The sequence below is a fragment of the Streptomyces sp. NBC_00597 genome (assembly GCF_041431095.1).
Classification (GTDB): Bacteria; Actinomycetota; Actinomycetes; order Streptomycetales; family Streptomycetaceae; genus Streptomyces.
Genome location: NZ_CP107757.1, coordinates 2,591,475 through 2,607,034 on the forward strand (window position 1 = coordinate 2,591,475; position 15,560 = coordinate 2,607,034).

General features: G+C 72.6%; 15 protein-coding genes. 4 read left to right on the forward strand and 11 right to left on the reverse strand.

Annotated elements, in window-relative coordinates; all coding sequences use genetic code 11:
* Positions 1-50 precede the first annotated feature (50 nt).
* Genes OG974_RS11445 through argC form a run of 5 tightly spaced genes read right to left on the reverse strand, consistent with a single transcriptional unit; the run spans position 51 to position 4,974 of the window.
* A complete protein-coding gene (locus OG974_RS11445; RefSeq protein WP_327282586.1) occupies positions 51-614 on the reverse strand; it encodes an arginine repressor in 564 nt (187 codons plus the stop codon).
* Between the two features lie 7 nt (positions 615-621).
* On the reverse strand, positions 622-1,836 hold the full coding sequence (locus OG974_RS11450; protein ID WP_327282587.1) for an acetylornithine transaminase: 1,215 nt from the start codon (positions 1,834-1,836) through the stop codon (positions 622-624).
* Positions 1,833-2,783: an acetylglutamate kinase gene (argB, locus tag OG974_RS11455; protein WP_327282588.1), complete on the reverse strand. Its 951-nt coding sequence runs from the start codon at positions 2,781-2,783 to the stop codon at positions 1,833-1,835. Before argB ends, OG974_RS11450 begins: the two co-directional genes overlap by 4 nt.
* On the reverse strand, positions 2,780-3,937 hold the full coding sequence (gene argJ, locus OG974_RS11460) for a bifunctional glutamate N-acetyltransferase/amino-acid acetyltransferase ArgJ (protein ID WP_327282589.1): 1,158 nt from the start codon (positions 3,935-3,937) through the stop codon (positions 2,780-2,782). The genes argB and argJ overlap by 4 nt, the downstream gene beginning before the upstream one ends.
* A complete protein-coding gene (gene argC, locus OG974_RS11465; RefSeq protein ID WP_327282590.1) occupies positions 3,934-4,974 on the reverse strand; it encodes an N-acetyl-gamma-glutamyl-phosphate reductase in 1,041 nt (346 codons plus the stop codon). Before argC ends, argJ begins: the two co-directional genes overlap by 4 nt.
* 183 nt (positions 4,975-5,157) lie before the next feature.
* Here argC and OG974_RS11470 point away from each other — a divergent pair, with 183 nt between their 5' ends.
* The gene (locus OG974_RS11470; protein WP_371646353.1) at positions 5,158-7,056 is read left to right on the forward strand and encodes an alkyl/aryl-sulfatase; all 1,899 of its coding nucleotides are present in this window, start codon (positions 5,158-5,160) and stop codon (positions 7,054-7,056) included.
* Positions 7,057-7,068: 12 nt separating this feature from the next.
* On the opposite strand, the gene OG974_RS11475 is transcribed toward OG974_RS11470, so the two are convergent.
* Genes OG974_RS11475 through OG974_RS11485 form a run of 3 tightly spaced genes read right to left on the reverse strand, consistent with a single transcriptional unit; the run spans position 7,069 to position 9,946 of the window.
* On the reverse strand, positions 7,069-7,839 hold the full coding sequence (locus OG974_RS11475; RefSeq protein WP_327282591.1) for an N-acetyltransferase: 771 nt from the start codon (positions 7,837-7,839) through the stop codon (positions 7,069-7,071).
* Between the two features lie 42 nt (positions 7,840-7,881).
* Positions 7,882-8,457 (reverse strand): histidine phosphatase family protein, encoded by a 576-nt coding sequence (locus tag OG974_RS11480; protein ID WP_327282592.1) that lies wholly within the window; start codon positions 8,455-8,457, stop codon positions 7,882-7,884.
* Between the two features lie 31 nt (positions 8,458-8,488).
* The gene (locus OG974_RS11485; protein ID WP_328762211.1) at positions 8,489-9,946 is read right to left on the reverse strand and encodes a PLP-dependent aminotransferase family protein; all 1,458 of its coding nucleotides are present in this window, start codon (positions 9,944-9,946) and stop codon (positions 8,489-8,491) included.
* Here OG974_RS11485 and OG974_RS11490 point away from each other — a divergent pair.
* Together OG974_RS11490 and OG974_RS11495 are read left to right on the forward strand one after the other, a co-directional pair.
* Positions 9,945-10,856 (forward strand): DMT family transporter, encoded by a 912-nt coding sequence (locus OG974_RS11490; protein ID WP_371646355.1) that lies wholly within the window; start codon positions 9,945-9,947, stop codon positions 10,854-10,856. The genes OG974_RS11485 and OG974_RS11490 overlap by 2 nt on opposite strands.
* Positions 10,857-10,916: 60 nt before the next feature.
* Entirely contained in the window at positions 10,917-11,114 is a 198-nt protein-coding gene (locus OG974_RS11495) for a DUF1918 domain-containing protein (RefSeq protein WP_030294415.1), read from the forward strand.
* 12 nt (positions 11,115-11,126) lie between these two features.
* Here the strand turns inward: OG974_RS11495 and OG974_RS11500 are convergent, their stop codons facing one another.
* Complete coding sequence (locus OG974_RS11500; RefSeq protein ID WP_327282595.1) at positions 11,127-12,374, reverse strand: family 10 glycosylhydrolase; 1,248 nt, start codon at positions 12,372-12,374, stop codon at positions 11,127-11,129.
* Between the two features lie 154 nt (positions 12,375-12,528).
* Here OG974_RS11500 and OG974_RS11505 point away from each other — a divergent pair, with 154 nt between their 5' ends.
* A complete protein-coding gene (locus OG974_RS11505; protein WP_327282596.1) occupies positions 12,529-13,422 on the forward strand; it encodes a 3-hydroxybutyryl-CoA dehydrogenase in 894 nt (297 codons plus the stop codon).
* Positions 13,423-13,465: 43 nt separating this feature from the next.
* On the opposite strand, the gene OG974_RS11510 is transcribed toward OG974_RS11505, so the two are convergent.
* Together OG974_RS11510 and OG974_RS11515 are read right to left on the reverse strand one after the other, a co-directional pair.
* Positions 13,466-13,996: an NUDIX hydrolase gene (locus OG974_RS11510; RefSeq protein ID WP_327282597.1), complete on the reverse strand. Its 531-nt coding sequence runs from the start codon at positions 13,994-13,996 to the stop codon at positions 13,466-13,468.
* Positions 13,997-14,049: 53 nt separating this feature from the next.
* Positions 14,050-15,390, reverse strand: coding sequence for a transcriptional regulator (locus OG974_RS11515; protein ID WP_327282598.1), 1,341 nt, complete (start codon positions 15,388-15,390; stop codon positions 14,050-14,052).
* Between the last annotated feature and the right edge of the window lie 170 nt (positions 15,391-15,560).

Below are 15,560 nucleotides of genomic sequence, written 5' to 3' on the forward strand. Positions count from 1 at the left end.
CGTCGGACCCGACATCGGATTTCCCGGGCCGCAGTGGACACCGGTGCGGCTCAGCCCTCCTTCTGCGCCAGGCGCAGCAGGTGGTCCGCGAGGGCCTGGCCGCCCGACGGGTCGCGGCTGATCAACATCAGCGTGTCGTCTCCGGCGATCGTGCCGAGGATCTCGCGGAGTTCGGCCTGGTCGATCGCCGAGGCGAGGAACTGGGCCGCGCCGGGCGGGGTGCGCAGGACCACGAGGTTCGCGGAGGCCTCCGCCGAGATCAGCAGTTCACCGGAGAGGCGCCGCATGCGCTCCTCCTTCGCCGACTCGCCGAGCGGGGCCTGCGGGGTGCGGAATCCGCCCTCGCTGGGCACCGCGTAGATCAGCTCGCCGCCGGTGTTGCGGATCTTCACCGCGCCGAGCTCGTCGAGGTCGCGGGAGAGCGTCGCCTGGGTGACGCTCAGCCCGTCGTCGGCGAGCAGCTTGGCCAGCTGGCTCTGCGAGCGGACCGGCTGCCGGTTGAGGATGTCCACGATCCGGCGGTGGCGGGCGGTGCGGGTCTGCGGAACCGAAGGCCCTCCCCCGGAGTCGTTCCGGGGGGAGCCCCACTGCTCGTGGTCCTGCGCCTGGCTCATCGTCGTCTCATTCCCCGGTATGTCCGTCCCCGTCGGCTGCTTCGAGAATGCCGGGCAGTGCCTGGACGAACGCGTCCGCCTCGGCCTCGGAGAGCACGTACGGGGGCATGAGCCGTACGACGTCGGGGGCGGGCGCGTTGACCAGGAATCCGGCATCTTGGGCCGCCCGCTGCACCTGTGGTGCGAGCGGCCCGGTCAGCACGATACCCAGGAGAAGGCCCTCACCACGGACATGGGAGACGAGCGGGTGCCCGGTAGCCTCGATTCCGGAGCGCAGCCGCTCCCCGCGCGCCTTGACCTGGTCGAGCAAGCCCTCGGCGGCGATGGTGTCGATGACGGCGAGTCCGGCGGCGCAGGCGACGGGGTTCCCACCGAAGGTGGTGCCGTGCTGGCCGGGCTGGAGCAGGTCCGCGGCCGACCCGAAGGCGACCACCGCGCCGATCGGCAGTCCGCCGCCCAGACCCTTCGCGAGCGTGACGAGATCGGGCTCGACGCCTTCGTGGGCCTGGTGTTCGAACCAGTGGCCGCACCGCCCGATCCCGGTCTGCACCTCGTCGAGGACGAGCAGGGTGCCGGTGGCCCGGGTGATCTCCCGCGCGGCCGTCAGATAGCCGGCCGGCGGCACGACGACGCCGTTCTCACCCTGGATCGGCTCGATGACCACGAGCGCGGTCTCTTCGGTGACCGCGGCCCGCAGGGCCTCGACGTCGCCGTACGGGACGTGGGTGACCTCGCCCGGAAGCGGCAGGAAGGGGCCCTGCTTCTTCGGTTGGCCGGTGAGCGCGAGGGCGCCCATGGTCCGGCCGTGGAAGCCGCCGTCGGTGGCGACCATGTGCGTACGCCCGGTCAGCCGGCCGATCTTGAAGGCGGCCTCGACGGCCTCGGCACCGGAGTTGCAGAAGAAAACCCGTCCGGGGCGGCCGAACAACTGGAGCAGCCGCTCGCCCAGCGCGAGGACCGGCTCGGAGGCGTACAGGTTGGAGACGTGGCCGAGGGTGGAGATCTGCCGGGTCACGGCCTCGACGATCGCCGGGTGGGCGTGGCCGAGGGCGTTGACCGCGATGCCGCCGACGAAGTCGGTGTACTGCTTGCCGTCCGCGTCCCAGACCTGGGCGCCTTCGCCGCGTACGAGGGCCAGCGCGGGCGTGCCGTAGTTGTTGGTCAGCGCGCCCTGCCAGCGGGCGGCGTACCGCTGGTTGCCGCTCTCCTCGTCGTGCGTCACTGCGCTCCCCCTTGCCGTGCGTCCGGCACGACCATCGTGCCGATTCCCTCATCGGTGAAGATCTCCAGCAGGATCGAGTGCGGGACCCGCCCGTCGATCACCCTGGCCGTGCTCACGCCGCCGCGGACGGCGTGCAGGCAGCCCTCCATCTTGGGGACCATGCCGCTGGACAGCTCGGGCAGCAGCTTCTCCAGCTCGCCGACCGTCAGCCGGCTGATGACCTCGTCGCTGTTGGGCCAGTCCGCGTAGAGGCCCTCGACGTCCGTGAGGACCATCAGCGTCTCGGCGCCCAGCGCGGCGGCGAGCGCCGCGGCCGCCGTGTCGGCGTTGACGTTGTACACGTGGTGGTCGTCGGCACTGCGCGCGATGGAGGAGATGACCGGGATCCGACCGTCCGCCAGCAGCGCCTCGATCGCGCCCGTGTCGATGGCGGTGATCTCGCCGACCCGGCCGATGTCGACGAGCTCGCCGTCGATCTCCGGAGTGTGCCGGGTGGCCGTGATGGTGTGGGCGTCCTCGCCGGTCATGCCGACGGCGAGCGGTCCGTGCTCGTTGAGCAGCCCGACCAGCTCGCGCTGGACCTGGCCCGCCAGCACCATCCGTACGACGTCCATGGCCTCCGGGGTCGTGACGCGCAGGCCCGCCTTGAACTCGCTGACCAGACCCTGCTTGTCGAGCTGGGCGTTGATCTGGGGGCCGCCGCCGTGGACCACGACCGGCTTGAGGCCGGCCTGGCGCAGGAAGACGACGTCCTGAGCGAAGGCGGCCTTCAGGTCCTCGTCGATCATGGCGTTGCCGCCGAACTTGATGACGACGACCTTGCCGTTGTGGCGGGTGAGCCAGGGCAGCGCCTCGATGAGGATCTGCGCCTTGGGCAGCGCGGTGTGCTTGCGCGCGGTACCGGCGCCGGGCTGGCCGGCCTTCTCGTTGCTGGTCTGATCGCTCATGAGGAGTAGGCGCTGTTCTCGTGGACGTACTCGGCGGTCAGGTCGTTGGCCCAGATCACGGCGGACTCGGAGCCTGTGGCCAGGTCCGCGGTGATGTGGACCTCGCGGTCCTTCATGGAGACCAGGTCGCGGTCCTCGCCGACCGAGCCGTTCTTGCAGACCCAGACGCCGTTGATGGCCACGTTCAGCCGGTCCGGGTCGAACGCGGCCCGGGTGGTGCCGATCGCCGAGAGCACCCGGCCCCAGTTGGGGTCCTCACCGTGGATGGCGCACTTGAGCAGGTTGTTGCGGGCGATGGACCGGCCGACCTCGACCGCGTCCCCCTCGGTGAGGGCGCCGACGACCTCGATGCGGATGTCCTTGCTGGCTCCCTCGGCGTCGCCGATCAGCTGGCGGGCGAGATCGTCGCAGACGGTCCGGACGGCCTCCGCGAAGGCCTCGTACGCCGGCACCTGGCCGGAGGCACCGGAAGCGAGCAGCAGCACCGTGTCGTTGGTGGACATGCAGCCGTCGGAGTCGACCCGGTCGAAGGTGGTGCGGGTGGCGGCGCGCAGCGCCTTGTCGAGGGTGCCGCCGTCCACGTCGGCGTCGGTGGTGAGGACGACGAGCATCGTGGCCAGGCCCGGGGCGAGCATGCCCGCGCCCTTGGCCATGCCGCCGACGGTCCAGCCCCCCTGCGTCACCACGGCGGTCTTGTGCACGGTGTCGGTGGTCTTGATGGCGATGGCGGCGGCCTCGCCACCGTCCTCGGACAGGGCCTGCGTCGCGGTGTCGATGCCCGGCAGCAGTTTGTCCATGGGGAGCAGGACGCCGATCAGGCCGGTGGACGCGACGGCGACCTCACCGGCGTTGTGGTCACCGCCGAGGGCCTGCGCGACCTTCTCGGCGGTGGCGTGGGTGTCCTGGAAGCCCTTGGGGCCCGTGCAGGCGTTGGCGCCGCCGGAGTTGAGGACGACGGCGCTGACGACGGCGCCGCGCAGGACCTGCTCCGACCACAGGACGGGCGCGGCCTTGACGCGGTTGGAGGTGAAGACGCCCGCCGCGGCCAGCCGCGGCCCGTGGTTCACCACGAGGGCCAGGTCCGGGTTGCCGTTCGCCTTGATCCCCGCAGCGACACCCGCTGCGGTGAACCCCTGTGCTGCCGTGACGCTCACGGTGCGACTCCGATCGTGGAAAGACCCGTGGCCTCGGGAAGGCCGAGGGCGATGTTCATGCTCTGCACCGCGCCACCTGCGGTGCCCTTGGTGAGGTTGTCGATGGCGCTGATCGCGATGATGCGCTGTGCGGCCTCGTCGTACGCGACCTGGATCTGAACGGCGTTGGAACCGTAGACGGACGAGGTCGCCGGCCACTGGCCCGCGGGCAGCAGGTGGACGAAGGGCTCGTCCGCGTAAGCCTTCTCGTACGCGGCGCGCACCGAGTCGGCGGTGGTGCCGGGGAGCGCCTTGGCCGAGCAGGTGGCCAGGATGCCGCGCGGCATCGGCACGAGGGTCGGCGTGAAGGAGACAGAGACCTTCTGCCCGGCGATCGGGCTCAGGTTCTGCACCATCTCGGGGATGTGCCGGTGCCCGCCGCCCACCCCGTACGGGCTGACGGAGCCCATGACCTCGGAGCCGAGCAGGTGCGGCTTCAGCGCCTTGCCGGCGCCGGAGGTGCCGGTGGCGGCGACGATCACGGCCTCCGGCTCGGCCAGCTGCGCGGCGTAGGCCGGGAACAGGGCGAGGGATACGGCGGTCGGGAAGCACCCGGGAACCGCGATGCGCTTGGACCCCTCCAGCGCGGCGCGGCCACCGGGCAGCTCGGGGAGCCCGTACGGCCAGGTGCCGGCGTGCGGGGCTCCGTAGAACGCGTCCCAGTCGGCGGCGTCCTTGAGTCGGTGGTCGGCGCCCATGTCGACGACGAGGACGTCCTCGCCGAGCTGGGCGGCGACGGCGGCGGACTGCCCGTGGGGCAGCGCCAAGAAGACGACGTCGTGCCGACGGCCCTGGCCTGCGAGGACCTCGGGCGTGGTCGCCTCCAGGGTCCGGCCGGCGAGCGGCACCAGGTGCGGCTGGAGGGTGCCGAAGAGCTGTCCGGCGTTGGAGTTGCCGGTCAGCGCGCCGATCTCCACCTCGGGGTGGGAGAGCAGCAGACGCAGGACCTCTCCGCCCGCGTACCCGCTCGCTCCGGCCACCGCTACACGTACCACCATCGGACCCTCCTCCTCGATGGCATGACTATACGTACCGCCGCAGTTTTATGCAAAGCGCTCGCGGTGATCTGAATGGAGCAGGCTCAGTGGTGCCCGGGGCCGCGGCGGCCGAGGGTGGGTGGGGGCTCCGCCGACGCCGGTACCCGCCGGCCCGCCCGGCTCGCTGAGAGGTAGGACTGCGCCGTGCACGCTTCTTCCGGGGATGCCGAGGCCGTCGTCGCCGAGGCCAACGAGGCCGCGCTGCGGCGCACGGCGTTCGACGACACCCGCGACCTGGAGAACGAGCGCCGCGGGTTCCTCGGAACGGTCGCGGAGGCCGCCATCCGGGACGCGGACGGCCGCGTGGTGTGGGACCTGGGCGCCTACCGCTTCCTGGACGAGGACTGTCCGCCCACCGCCCATCCCAGCCTGTGGCGCCAGAGCAGGCTGGTCGCGGGGCACGGGCTGTTCGAGGTCGTCCCGGGGATCTACCAGGTGCGCGGGTTCGACCTGTCGAACATGACCCTGGTGGAGGGCGAGCGCGGCATCCTGGTCATCGATCCGCTGGTCTCGACGGAAACCGCCGCCGCCGCACTCGCGCTGTACCGCCGCCACCGCGGGGAGCGCCCCGTCACCGGCGTGCTCTACACGCACAGCCACGTCGACCACTTCGGCGGCGTCAAGGGCGTGGTCGGCCCCGAGGAGGTCGCGGCCGGGGTGCCGGTGATCGCGCCGGCGGGGTTCCTGGAGCACGCCGTCAGCGAGAACGTCTACGCCGGCACCGCCATGAGCCGCCGCGCCGCGTACATGTACGGCGCGGCCCTGCCCAAAGGTCCGCGCGGGCAGATCGGCTCGGGGCTGGGCACCACCACGTCGGCGGGCACCGTCACCCTCGTCCCGCCGTCGCTCGACATCACGCGCACCGGACAGAGCGAGACCGTGGACGGCATCCGGATGGTCTTCCAGATGACCCCGGGGACCGAGGCGCCGGCCGAGCTCAACGTCCACTTCCCGGACCACGCGGCCCTGTGCACCGCGGAGAACGCCACCCACACCCTGCACAACCTGCTCACCCTGCGTGGAGCCCAGGTCCGCGACCCCCACGACTGGGCCCACTACCTGACCGAGGCCGTCCAGCTCTTCGGCGCCGCCACCGACGTCGTGTTCGCCTCGCACCACTGGCCGGTCTGGGGCCGCGAGAACGCCCTCGCCTTCCTTTCCGAGCAGCGCGACCTGTACGCCTACCTGCACGACCAGACGCTTCGGATGCTCAACCAGGGACTCACCGGTCTGGAGATCGCCGAGCAGATGCGGCTGCCGCCGACGCTGGAGCGCGCCTGGCACACCCACGGCTACTACGGCTCCGTCAGCCACAACGCCAAGGCCGTCTACCAGCGGTACATGGGCTGGTTCGACGGCAACCCGGCCCACCTGTGGGCCCACCCGCCCGTCGAGGCAGCCACCCGGTACGTCGATTTCATGGGCGGCGCCGAGGAGGTGCTGCGGCGCGCCCACCAGTCCTACGCGCAGGGCGACTTCCGCTGGGTCGCCGAGGTCGTCCACCACGTCCTGTTCGCCGACCCCGCCAACGCCGAGGCCCGAGCCCTCCAGGCGGACGCCCTGGAGCAGCTCGGCTACGGCAGCGAGAACGGCACCTGGCGCAACTTCTACCTCACCGGCGCCCTCGAACTGCGCGAAGGCTCCGTCGGCACCCCCGCCAGCAGCGTCTCCGAGGACATCCTGGGCGCCCTGACCCTGGAGCAGCTCTTCGACTCCCTGGCCATCCGTGTCGACGGCCCGCGCAGCTGGGACGCCGACGTCACCGTCCGATGGCGCCTCGTCGACGGCGGTGACCCCCTCACCCTGCGCCTGAGGAACGGCGTGCTCACGCACGTGCGGGGCCTCGGGCCGGCCGCCGCGGAACCCGATGTCGAGATCACCCTGGACGAGCCCGCGCTGCGCAGCCTCCTGCTGGGCCGGGCCGGCCTCGGGGAACTGGTCGCCGAGGGCCGCGCCCGGGTCAGCGGCGACCCGGCCCGGCTCGCGGAGCTGACCGGCCACCTCGACGAACCCGACCCCGGCTTCGCGATCGTCACGCCCTGACCGGTGCCGGGACTACGCCGGGTCCGTGGACGGGCGGTCCAGCGCGTGGCGGACCCAGACGTTCGGCTCCACGTACACCGCGTAGCCCTGTTCGAGCTCGCAGCGGACCGGGGCCAGGGCCCCCGGCACCCGGACCGGGCCGGTCGCGTCGAAGGGCAGCCCGGTCCACTCCCGCCACTGCGCGAGCGAGCCGGTGATCGTCATCGACAGCGGGGCCACCGAGTCGATCACCGCCCCGGCGCGGGCGTGGACCCGTAGCCACGGGTCGTACGGGAGGCCGTCCTCGCGCGTGCGGTACGCGTACTCCTCGATCGGGGTGTCCGGTTCGGCCGGCTTGCCGCTCGGCCGGACGGGGGCCACCACCTCGGCGAACCCGCGGGCGCGTGCGTTGTCCCGCATCGCGGCCAGCATCAGCGCGGACAGGCCCTCGCCCAGCCGGTCGGTGGCGATGGTGATCTCGATGGCGCTCACCGTGTCGGGGGCCACGCCGAGCCTCAGGTCGGAGAAGGCCCACATGAGGACCTGGTCCCAGCCCCGGGCGGGCAGCTGCCCGCCGCGCCCCCGGGCGTGCAGCGCGAACGGCACGCTGTACCCGCGGCCGACCACCGCGTCGCCGTCCGTCGCGATCAGGACGTAGTCGGCCAGCTCCTTGGTCATCCGCGGGTAGAGGAGCCAGGCGATCGAGTCGTGCTGGGCGAACTCGGGCCAGGAGTCCTTCATGTCCCAGAGCCGGTCGGCCAGTTCGGGGCGCTGCGCAAGGGTGGTGATCGTTATGCCGTTCATGCCCGCAGGCTAGGCGGGTGCGCGGGTACGGCTCCACCCGATTTAGGCGGGTGCCTGGAGGGAGAGGTGCCAGTCGCCGGAACGGCCCGTCAGGGTGATCGTGGACAGCGGGCGGACGTCGACGTTCCAGTACGTCAGCGGAGCCGCTCTCAGCGCGTACACCAGGGCCGCCCGGACCACCGACGGCTCCGCCACCGCCACGATCGCGGCCCCGTCGTCGGCGGGCCGGGTGTCCAGCCAGCCGCCGATGCGGGAGATGAAGGCCAGTAGGGATTCCCCGCCGTGCGGCGCGGAGAGGGGGTCGGTGAGCCAGAGGTCCACCGACCCCGGCTCGCGCTGCGCCACCTCGGCCAGGGTCAGCCCCCGCCAGCGGCCCATGTCGCAGTCACGCAGCGCCGGCTGGGCGAGCGGCGCGTACCCGAGGGCCTGGCCGGTGGCCCGGCTGCGCGGGCTGGGCGAGCAGTAGCGGAGCTCGGCGGCGCCCAGGGGCACGAGTCCGTGCGCGGCGGATTCGACCGCGCGCCAGCCCGCCCCGTCGAGCGGGCGGTCGTCGTCGAAGCGCTCGGCGAGCAGCGCGGAACCACGGGCTGCGGCGACGAGCGAAACCCGAACATTCATGCGGCGATGGTGGGCCGCTTACCGCACGGGGTCAAGCGTCCGGACCGGCGGCGTCGGCGGCGCCCCCGCCGGTCCCGCTGCGCAGTCGCCGGACGGCCTCGTTCAGCTCGCCCGCGCCGGATACCCCGGCGAAGCTGACCCGTACGTACGGACCCGGTGGTTCCGCGCAGAAGTACGGGCGGCCCGGGGCGACCGCGACACCGGCGCGCAGGGCCGCCGCCGCGAAGGCGGCGTCGTCGCCGCCCTCGGCCATCCGCGCCCACAACTGGTATCCGCCCGAGGGCAGATGGGGCAGGGTCAGCCCGGGCAGCTCCCGGCGCAGCGCTCCCGCGAGCACGTCCCGGCGGTGGCGCAGCTCGGCGGCGACGGTCCGCAGGTGGCGGGGCCAGGCGGGCGCGCCGACCAGCTCCAGGGCGGCTTCCTGGAGCGGCCGGGACACGAAGAAGCTGTCCACGACCTGGATGGCCCGCAGCCGGTCCAGTACCGGGCCGCGGGCGGCGAGCGCGCCCACCCGCAGGCTGGGCGAGGTGGCCTTGGTCAGGGACCGTACGTGGACGACCACCCCGTCGTGGTCCTCGGCGGCCAGCGTCGGCGGCAGCGGCCCGGCGTCGTCGTGGCCCAGCGCCCGGGCGTAGTCGTCCTCCACCACGAAGGCCCCGGCGGCCCGCGCGATCCGCAGCACCTCGGCCCGCCGTGCCGGCGCCAGCACCGCGCCGGTCGGGTTCTGGAACAGCGGCTGGCACACGAACACCCGTGCCCCGGTCGCTTCGAAGGCGGCGGCCAGCAGCTCCGGCCGCACCCCCTCGGCATCGACGGGGACGGGCACCGGACGGCATCCGGAGGCGCGGGCGATGGCCAGCAGACCGGGGTAGGTCGGGGACTCGACCAGGACCGGCGCCCCGGGCGGGGCCAGCGCGCGCAGGGCGGTGGTGAGCGCGCTCTGCCCGCCCGCGGTGACCAGTACGTCGGCGGCCGCGACGGCTCCGCCGATCTCCCGGGCGAACCAGTCGCGCAGCTCGGGCAGCCCCTCCATCGGCGGGCGTTCCCAGGCCCCGGGGCGCCGCCCGGCCCGGGCCAGCGCGGCGGCCATGGCCCGCTCGGGCTGGATGGAGGGGTGCAGGTAGCCGCTGTTGAGCCCGATCACCCCGGAGGGCGGTGCGGCCAGACAGGCCAGCACCCCGGAGGCGTCCACGGAACGCGGCACCACGTCCCCGGCTCCCTCCGCGCTGAGGGCGACCTCCTGCCAGGAGGTGTCCCCGGGCGCGGGGTCCGCCGTACGCGGCCGGGCCCGGAACGCCCCGGCGCCCGGCCGGGTGACGACCAGCCCCTCGGCGGCGAGCTGCGCGAGGGCGCGGGAGACAGTGACGGGGCTGACGCGGTAGCGCTCCACCAGGGCCCGGCTCGACGGGAGCTTTCCACCCACCGAGTAGCGGTTGAGTTCCGACCGCAGGGACTGTGCCAGTTCTGCCACACTGCTACGCTCATACATGACAGCACAGAATAGCGCTACTCTCCACCCCACGATAGCGGTCGAGGGTACGGCCCGCCGGGTCGGCGGCGGTACCGCGCTCGCCTCGCTCGGCGTGATCGCCTTCTCCCTGACGTTCCCCGCCACCGCCTGGGGTCTGGAGAGCTTCGGCCCCTGGTCCTTCGTCGCGGTGCGCAGCGTCCTGGCGGCGCTGATCGCGGGCGGCTTCCTGCTGGCCGGGCGGGCGCCGCTGCCCGCCCGAGCACACTGGGCGGGCATCGCCGTCGTCGCCGCCGGGGTGGTCGTCGGCTTCCCCCTGCTCACCACCCTGGCGCTGACCACCTCCACCACCTCGCACGCCGCCGTCGTCGTCGGCCTGCTCCCGCTCACCACGGCCGCCGTCTCCGCGCTGCGCACCGGCGCCCGCCCCTCGCGCCGCTTCTGGGTCGCGGCCGTCGCCGGGGCCGCCGTCGTGCTCGGTTTCACCCTGGCCCAGAGCGGGGGCGCCCTCTCGGTCGGCGACGGCTACCTGTTCGGGGCCCTGCTGGTCTGTGCGGCCGGCTACACCGAGGGCGGGCGCCTGGCCCGCGTCATGCCCGGCTGGCACGTCATCGGCTGGGCTCTGGTGCTGTGCCTGCCGCTCAGCGCGGCCGGCTCCGCGCTCGGGCTCGCGTACGAGCCGGTGCACCTGACCGGCCACGGGCTGACCGGTCTGCTCTGGACGGCCGCCGGCTCCACCTTCCTCGGTCTCTACGTCTGGTACCGGGGCATGGCGGAGATCGGCGCACCGCGGGCCAGCCAGCTCCAGCTCGCCCAGCCGCTGCTGACCCTGGTCTGGTCGGTGGCACTGCTGGGCGAGCACCTCTCCCCCGCCGCCCCGGCCGCGGCCTGCGCGGTACTGCTCTGCATCGCCGTCACTCAGCGGGTCTAATCACCATGAACCGCCGTAAACTGCTGTCACCGGATCCAGACCGCCTCCGAGGAGGTCAGCATGCGCGCGACCGAGGGCGACCAGCTGGTGCAGCACGGCAGGATCGTGGGCCAGCACGACAAGGTCGGTGAAATCACTCAGGTACTCGGCGAGAACGGCACCCCTCCCTACCGGGTCCGCTTCTCCGACGGTCACGAGGCAGTCATGTCCCCGGGCCCCGACTGCGTCGTGAAGCACCCGACGGAGCCCACGCACTGACGCGACGCGGCCTCAGCGCGGCGGCACCGCCGTCGGATAATGGTCGGCAACGACCCTGGCCATCGCCCCATTGGGGTCCGCGACCACCTGCATCGCCGAGAAGTAGACGTGGCCGCGGACCTCGGGGTATCCACGGGCGAAGGTCAGGTGCTTGGACAGCTCCGCCGGATCGCGCCACGCCGCGGTGGAGCTCTTCGCGTCGCAGCGGTACAGCGCCTCACCCACGTAGAGGTCCACACCGGTACCGGCGACGGTCTTCGCCCACCAGGGCACGATCTTCGCGTAATCGGCGGTCGGGTGGCCGATCTGCCAGTACGCCTGCGGCACGATGTAGTCGATCCAGCCCTCCCGGACCCACTTGCGGGTGTCCGCGTACAGGTCGTCGTACGTTTCCACCCCCGCCTGCGTGGGCGAACCCAGCGGGTCCCGGTCACTGTTGCGCCACACCGCGAAGGGACTGATGCCGAACCGCGCCGCCGGGCGGACCGACCGGATCCGTTCGGACATCTCACGGACCAGGGTGTCGGTGTTGTCGCGCCGCCAGTCCGCGCGGGACGAGAAGGCGCCGCCGTGGCGCTCGAACGCGTCGTCGTCGTCGAAGTACTGCCCCTCGGCGGGGTACGGGTAGAAGTAGTCGTCCCAGTGCACCCCGTCCACCTCGTAGCGGGAGACGGCGTCGAGCATCGCCTCCTGCACGAACGCGCGCACCTCCGGCAGACCGGGGTTGTAGTACAGCTTCCCGTTGTACGGGACCGTCCAGTCGGGATTGCGCCGCGCCGGGTGGTCCTCGGCCAGGCGGTCGGGGTCGGTGTGGTTGGCCACCCGGTACGGGTTGAACCAGGCGTGCAGTTCCAACCCCCGGGCATGGGCTTCGTCGACCGCAGTGCCGAGCGGGTCCCAGCCGGGGTCCTCGCCCTGCTCCCCGGTCAGCCACTGCGACCAGGGCTCCCGGGCACCGGGCCACATCGAGTCGGCGGCCGGCCGGACCTGAAGGACCACCGCGTTCAGACGGCGGGCTACGGCGGTGTCGAGGAGGCTGGTGAGCTCGTCCCGCTGGTCCTCGGCGCCCAGCCCGCTCTCGGAGGGCCAGTCGACGTTCTCCACGGAGGCGATCCACATCGCACGGAACTCGGCGGCCGCCGCCCGCGTCGCCCCGCGCCCACGCGCCGTCCGCGCCGCCCGGGCCGGGCCCGCGGCACCCGCCGCGGCCAGCAGCCCGGCGGCCCCCGCCAGCAGTTTCCGCCGTCCGATGTACGTCATGTGACGACTCCGTTCCGTTGCGTGACATTCCCCTGCGTTTGACAGCATGCCCGCCCCGACCCCCCGGCAAGGTCAAGGTCGGGGGTAACGTCGTGGGGCGTGGCGGGCGCCGAAATGCAGTTACCACTGCGAAGCACGGGGGACCCGCCGACGGATGAGCAGCGAAAGGCACGAAGTGACTGACCTCCCTTCCGACATCACACGGGTCGGCGTAGTGGGCTGTGGCCAGATGGGTGCGGGCATCGCCGAGGTGTGCGCGCGCAGCGGCCTTGAGGTGAAGGTCGCCGAGACCACCGGCGAGGCCCTGGAGATCGGGCGCACCCGGCTGCACAACTCCCTGACCAAGGCCGCGGAACGCGGCAAGATCAGCGAGGAGGAGCGGGACGCCACCCTGGCCCGCCTCAGCTTCACCACCGATCTCGGCGAGTTCGCCGACCGCGACCTCGTCATCGAGGCCGTCGTCGAGAACGAGCAGGTCAAGACGGAGATCTTCCAGGTCCTCGACCAGGTGATCACCCGCCCGGACGCGATCCTCGCCTCCAACACCTCCTCCATCCCGCTGGTCAAGCTGGCCGTCACGACCTCGCGGCCCGACCAGGTCATCGGCATCCACTTCTTCAACCCGGCCCCCGTGCAGCAGCTCGTCGAGCTGATCCCGGCGCTGACCACCGGCGAAGAGACGATCAAGCGGGCGGAAGCCCTGGTGGCCAAGGTCCTGGGCAAGCACGCGATCCGCGCCCAGGACCGGTCCGGCTTCGTCGTCAACGCGCTCCTGGTCCCGTACCTGCTGTCCGCGATCCGGATGTTCGAGTCGGGCATCGCCAGCCGCGAGGACATCGACAACGGCATGGAGCTGGGCTGCGCCCACCCGATGGGCCCGCTCAAGCTGTCCGACCTGATCGGCCTCGACACCATCGCCTCGATCGCCGATTCGATGTACGCCGAGTACAAGGAGCCCCTGTACGCCGCTCCCCCGCTGCTCCAGCGGATGGTCGACGCGGGCCGCCTCGGCCGCAAGACCGGCTCGGGCTTCTACCCGTACGGCTGACCCGCGACCCCGCGGCCCACGCTCCGCGGCTCGCGCCCCGTGGTCAGCCGAGCCGCAGATGGTGCAGGAGCAACAGCCCGGCCGCCATGTTGGCGGCCGGGACCTCGCCGCGCGCGATCATGTCCGGCACCAGTTTGAGCGGCACCCACTCGCGGCGCGAGGACTCGAAGTCGTCCTCCGGGTACCCGGTGTACGTCGCCCCGTCCGCCCAGTAGAGGTGGTGGCGGGCGTCGGTCAGCCCGTTCGCCGGCTCGACGGTCATCAGGTGGTGGAGGGGACCGGGCCGCCAGCCCGATTCCTCCTCCATCTCCCGGGCCGCGGCGTCCGCGATGTCCTCGCCGTCCTCGACCACGCCCGCGGGCAGCTCCCAGCCCCAGCTGTCGGTGATGAACCGGTGCCGCCACAGCAGCAGCACCTCGTTGGCCTCGTTGACGGCCGTGGCGACGGCGACCGGCCGCAGCCGGATCACGAAGTGGTCCAGGTGCCGCCCGTCGGGGAGTTCCACATCGGCGAGGTTCACTTCGAACCAACGGTTCTTGTAAACGGTCTGCTCACTCAGATTCGTCCACTGCACGGTTGTGCCACCTTCCGTTCGAGTAGGTGGCAACATGGCAGCAGTTCGCGCGCTCACAGGGGAACGCGCAGCGCCCCGTCGATGAGCTGTGCGGTCTCCTCCGCGCCGGAGCATCCGCTGGTCAGCAGCTGTTCGCGGACCGCCCGCAGCCGGTCCCGCAGCCTCAGCGACTCCATCCCCTTGGCCCGCTCGGCCATCTCGGCGGCTGCCGCCACCGCCCGGTCCGCCTCGCCCTGGCGCAGCTGGATCTCGCACAACATCGCCAGCCGGTGGACCCGCCCGCGGTCGTGCGCCGGCGTCCCGACCGCCGCGATCGCCTGCTCGTGGGCCGCGTGAAGATCACCCAGGCTGAGCAGCGCCTCGGCCACCTGTACGTTGACCAGCCCGGGTTGTACGTACCCCGTCTCGTCCGGCTCCGTGCCGGGCCGGATCCGCTCGGCGGCCGCCTCCGCGTGCCGGATGCAGGCCAAGGCGGCGGCAGTGTCGCCGAGTTGGGCATACGCCTTGGCCTGCATGGCGTACAGGTCGGCGGCCAGGGCCGGGGTGGTGTGCCGGCCGGCGGCGCGCAGCGCGGCCTCGGCGAAGGCGACGGCCTGACGGTACTCCCGCAGGTGCAGGGACTGGTTGACGATCAGCGCTATGACGTAGGCGCCGAGTCCCCGGTCCCCGCTCGCCTTCGCGAGCCGCAGCGCCTGGTGGAAGTACCGCTGGGCGAGCCCGTGGGCGTCCGAGTCGTACGCGCAGATCCCCGCCACCGCCACCAGGGACCCGGTGGCCCGGTGCAACTGCCGGCCGAGGCCGTCGGGGTAGCTCCCGCGCAGCATGGGCGCGGTCTCGCTACCGAGGAAGCGGACGATCCGGGCCCGGGTGGCCACCCCGCCGGCGCGGCGGTACATCAGCTCGTAGTGCGCCCGGGCGGCCCGGAGGATCTCGATGTGCTCGGGGCCGATCCGGTTCGGCCCGTCACGGGAGACGTCGGCGTCCTCGGGCGGGTTCTCCCACTCCCAGACCGGTATCACGGCGGGCGTTCCGGTGACGGCCTCGGCGGTCAGCAGCTGGTAGCGGCCCTGCTCGTCGGAACGCCACAGGGCGGCGGCCCGGTCGACGAAGCCGCTGAGCGGGGAGCCGTCCGGGGACACGGGCTGGCCCGGCACGCCGAGGCCGACGTCGTCCAGTGACACCGGGCGCCGGAGCCGGCCGCCGAGCACCTCACAGATCAGGTCGGGAACCTGGCCGCGCGGTCGCTGACCCTTCAACCACCGGGTGACGGCGGTGTGTTCGTAGCGCAGTGCCAGTCCCCTGGACCGGCCCGCCTGGTTGACGTGCGCGGCGAGTCCGGCGTGGGACATGCCCGCCTCGGCGAGGAGGGCATCGAGCAGGGCGTTGGGCTGCATGGGCCCCTCCAAGGGCTCTTCGGTCTCAGGCTATCGGGTGCGCGGTTCACACGGGGTGTGAACCGCGTACGCGCATAAATGCGATACGCACCCTGCCGCAACGAGCCCTGGGAGCGGTTCACTTAAGAGCCTCGCCAAAGAGGCAGCTCGGGTCGTCGGCTCCCCCTCGT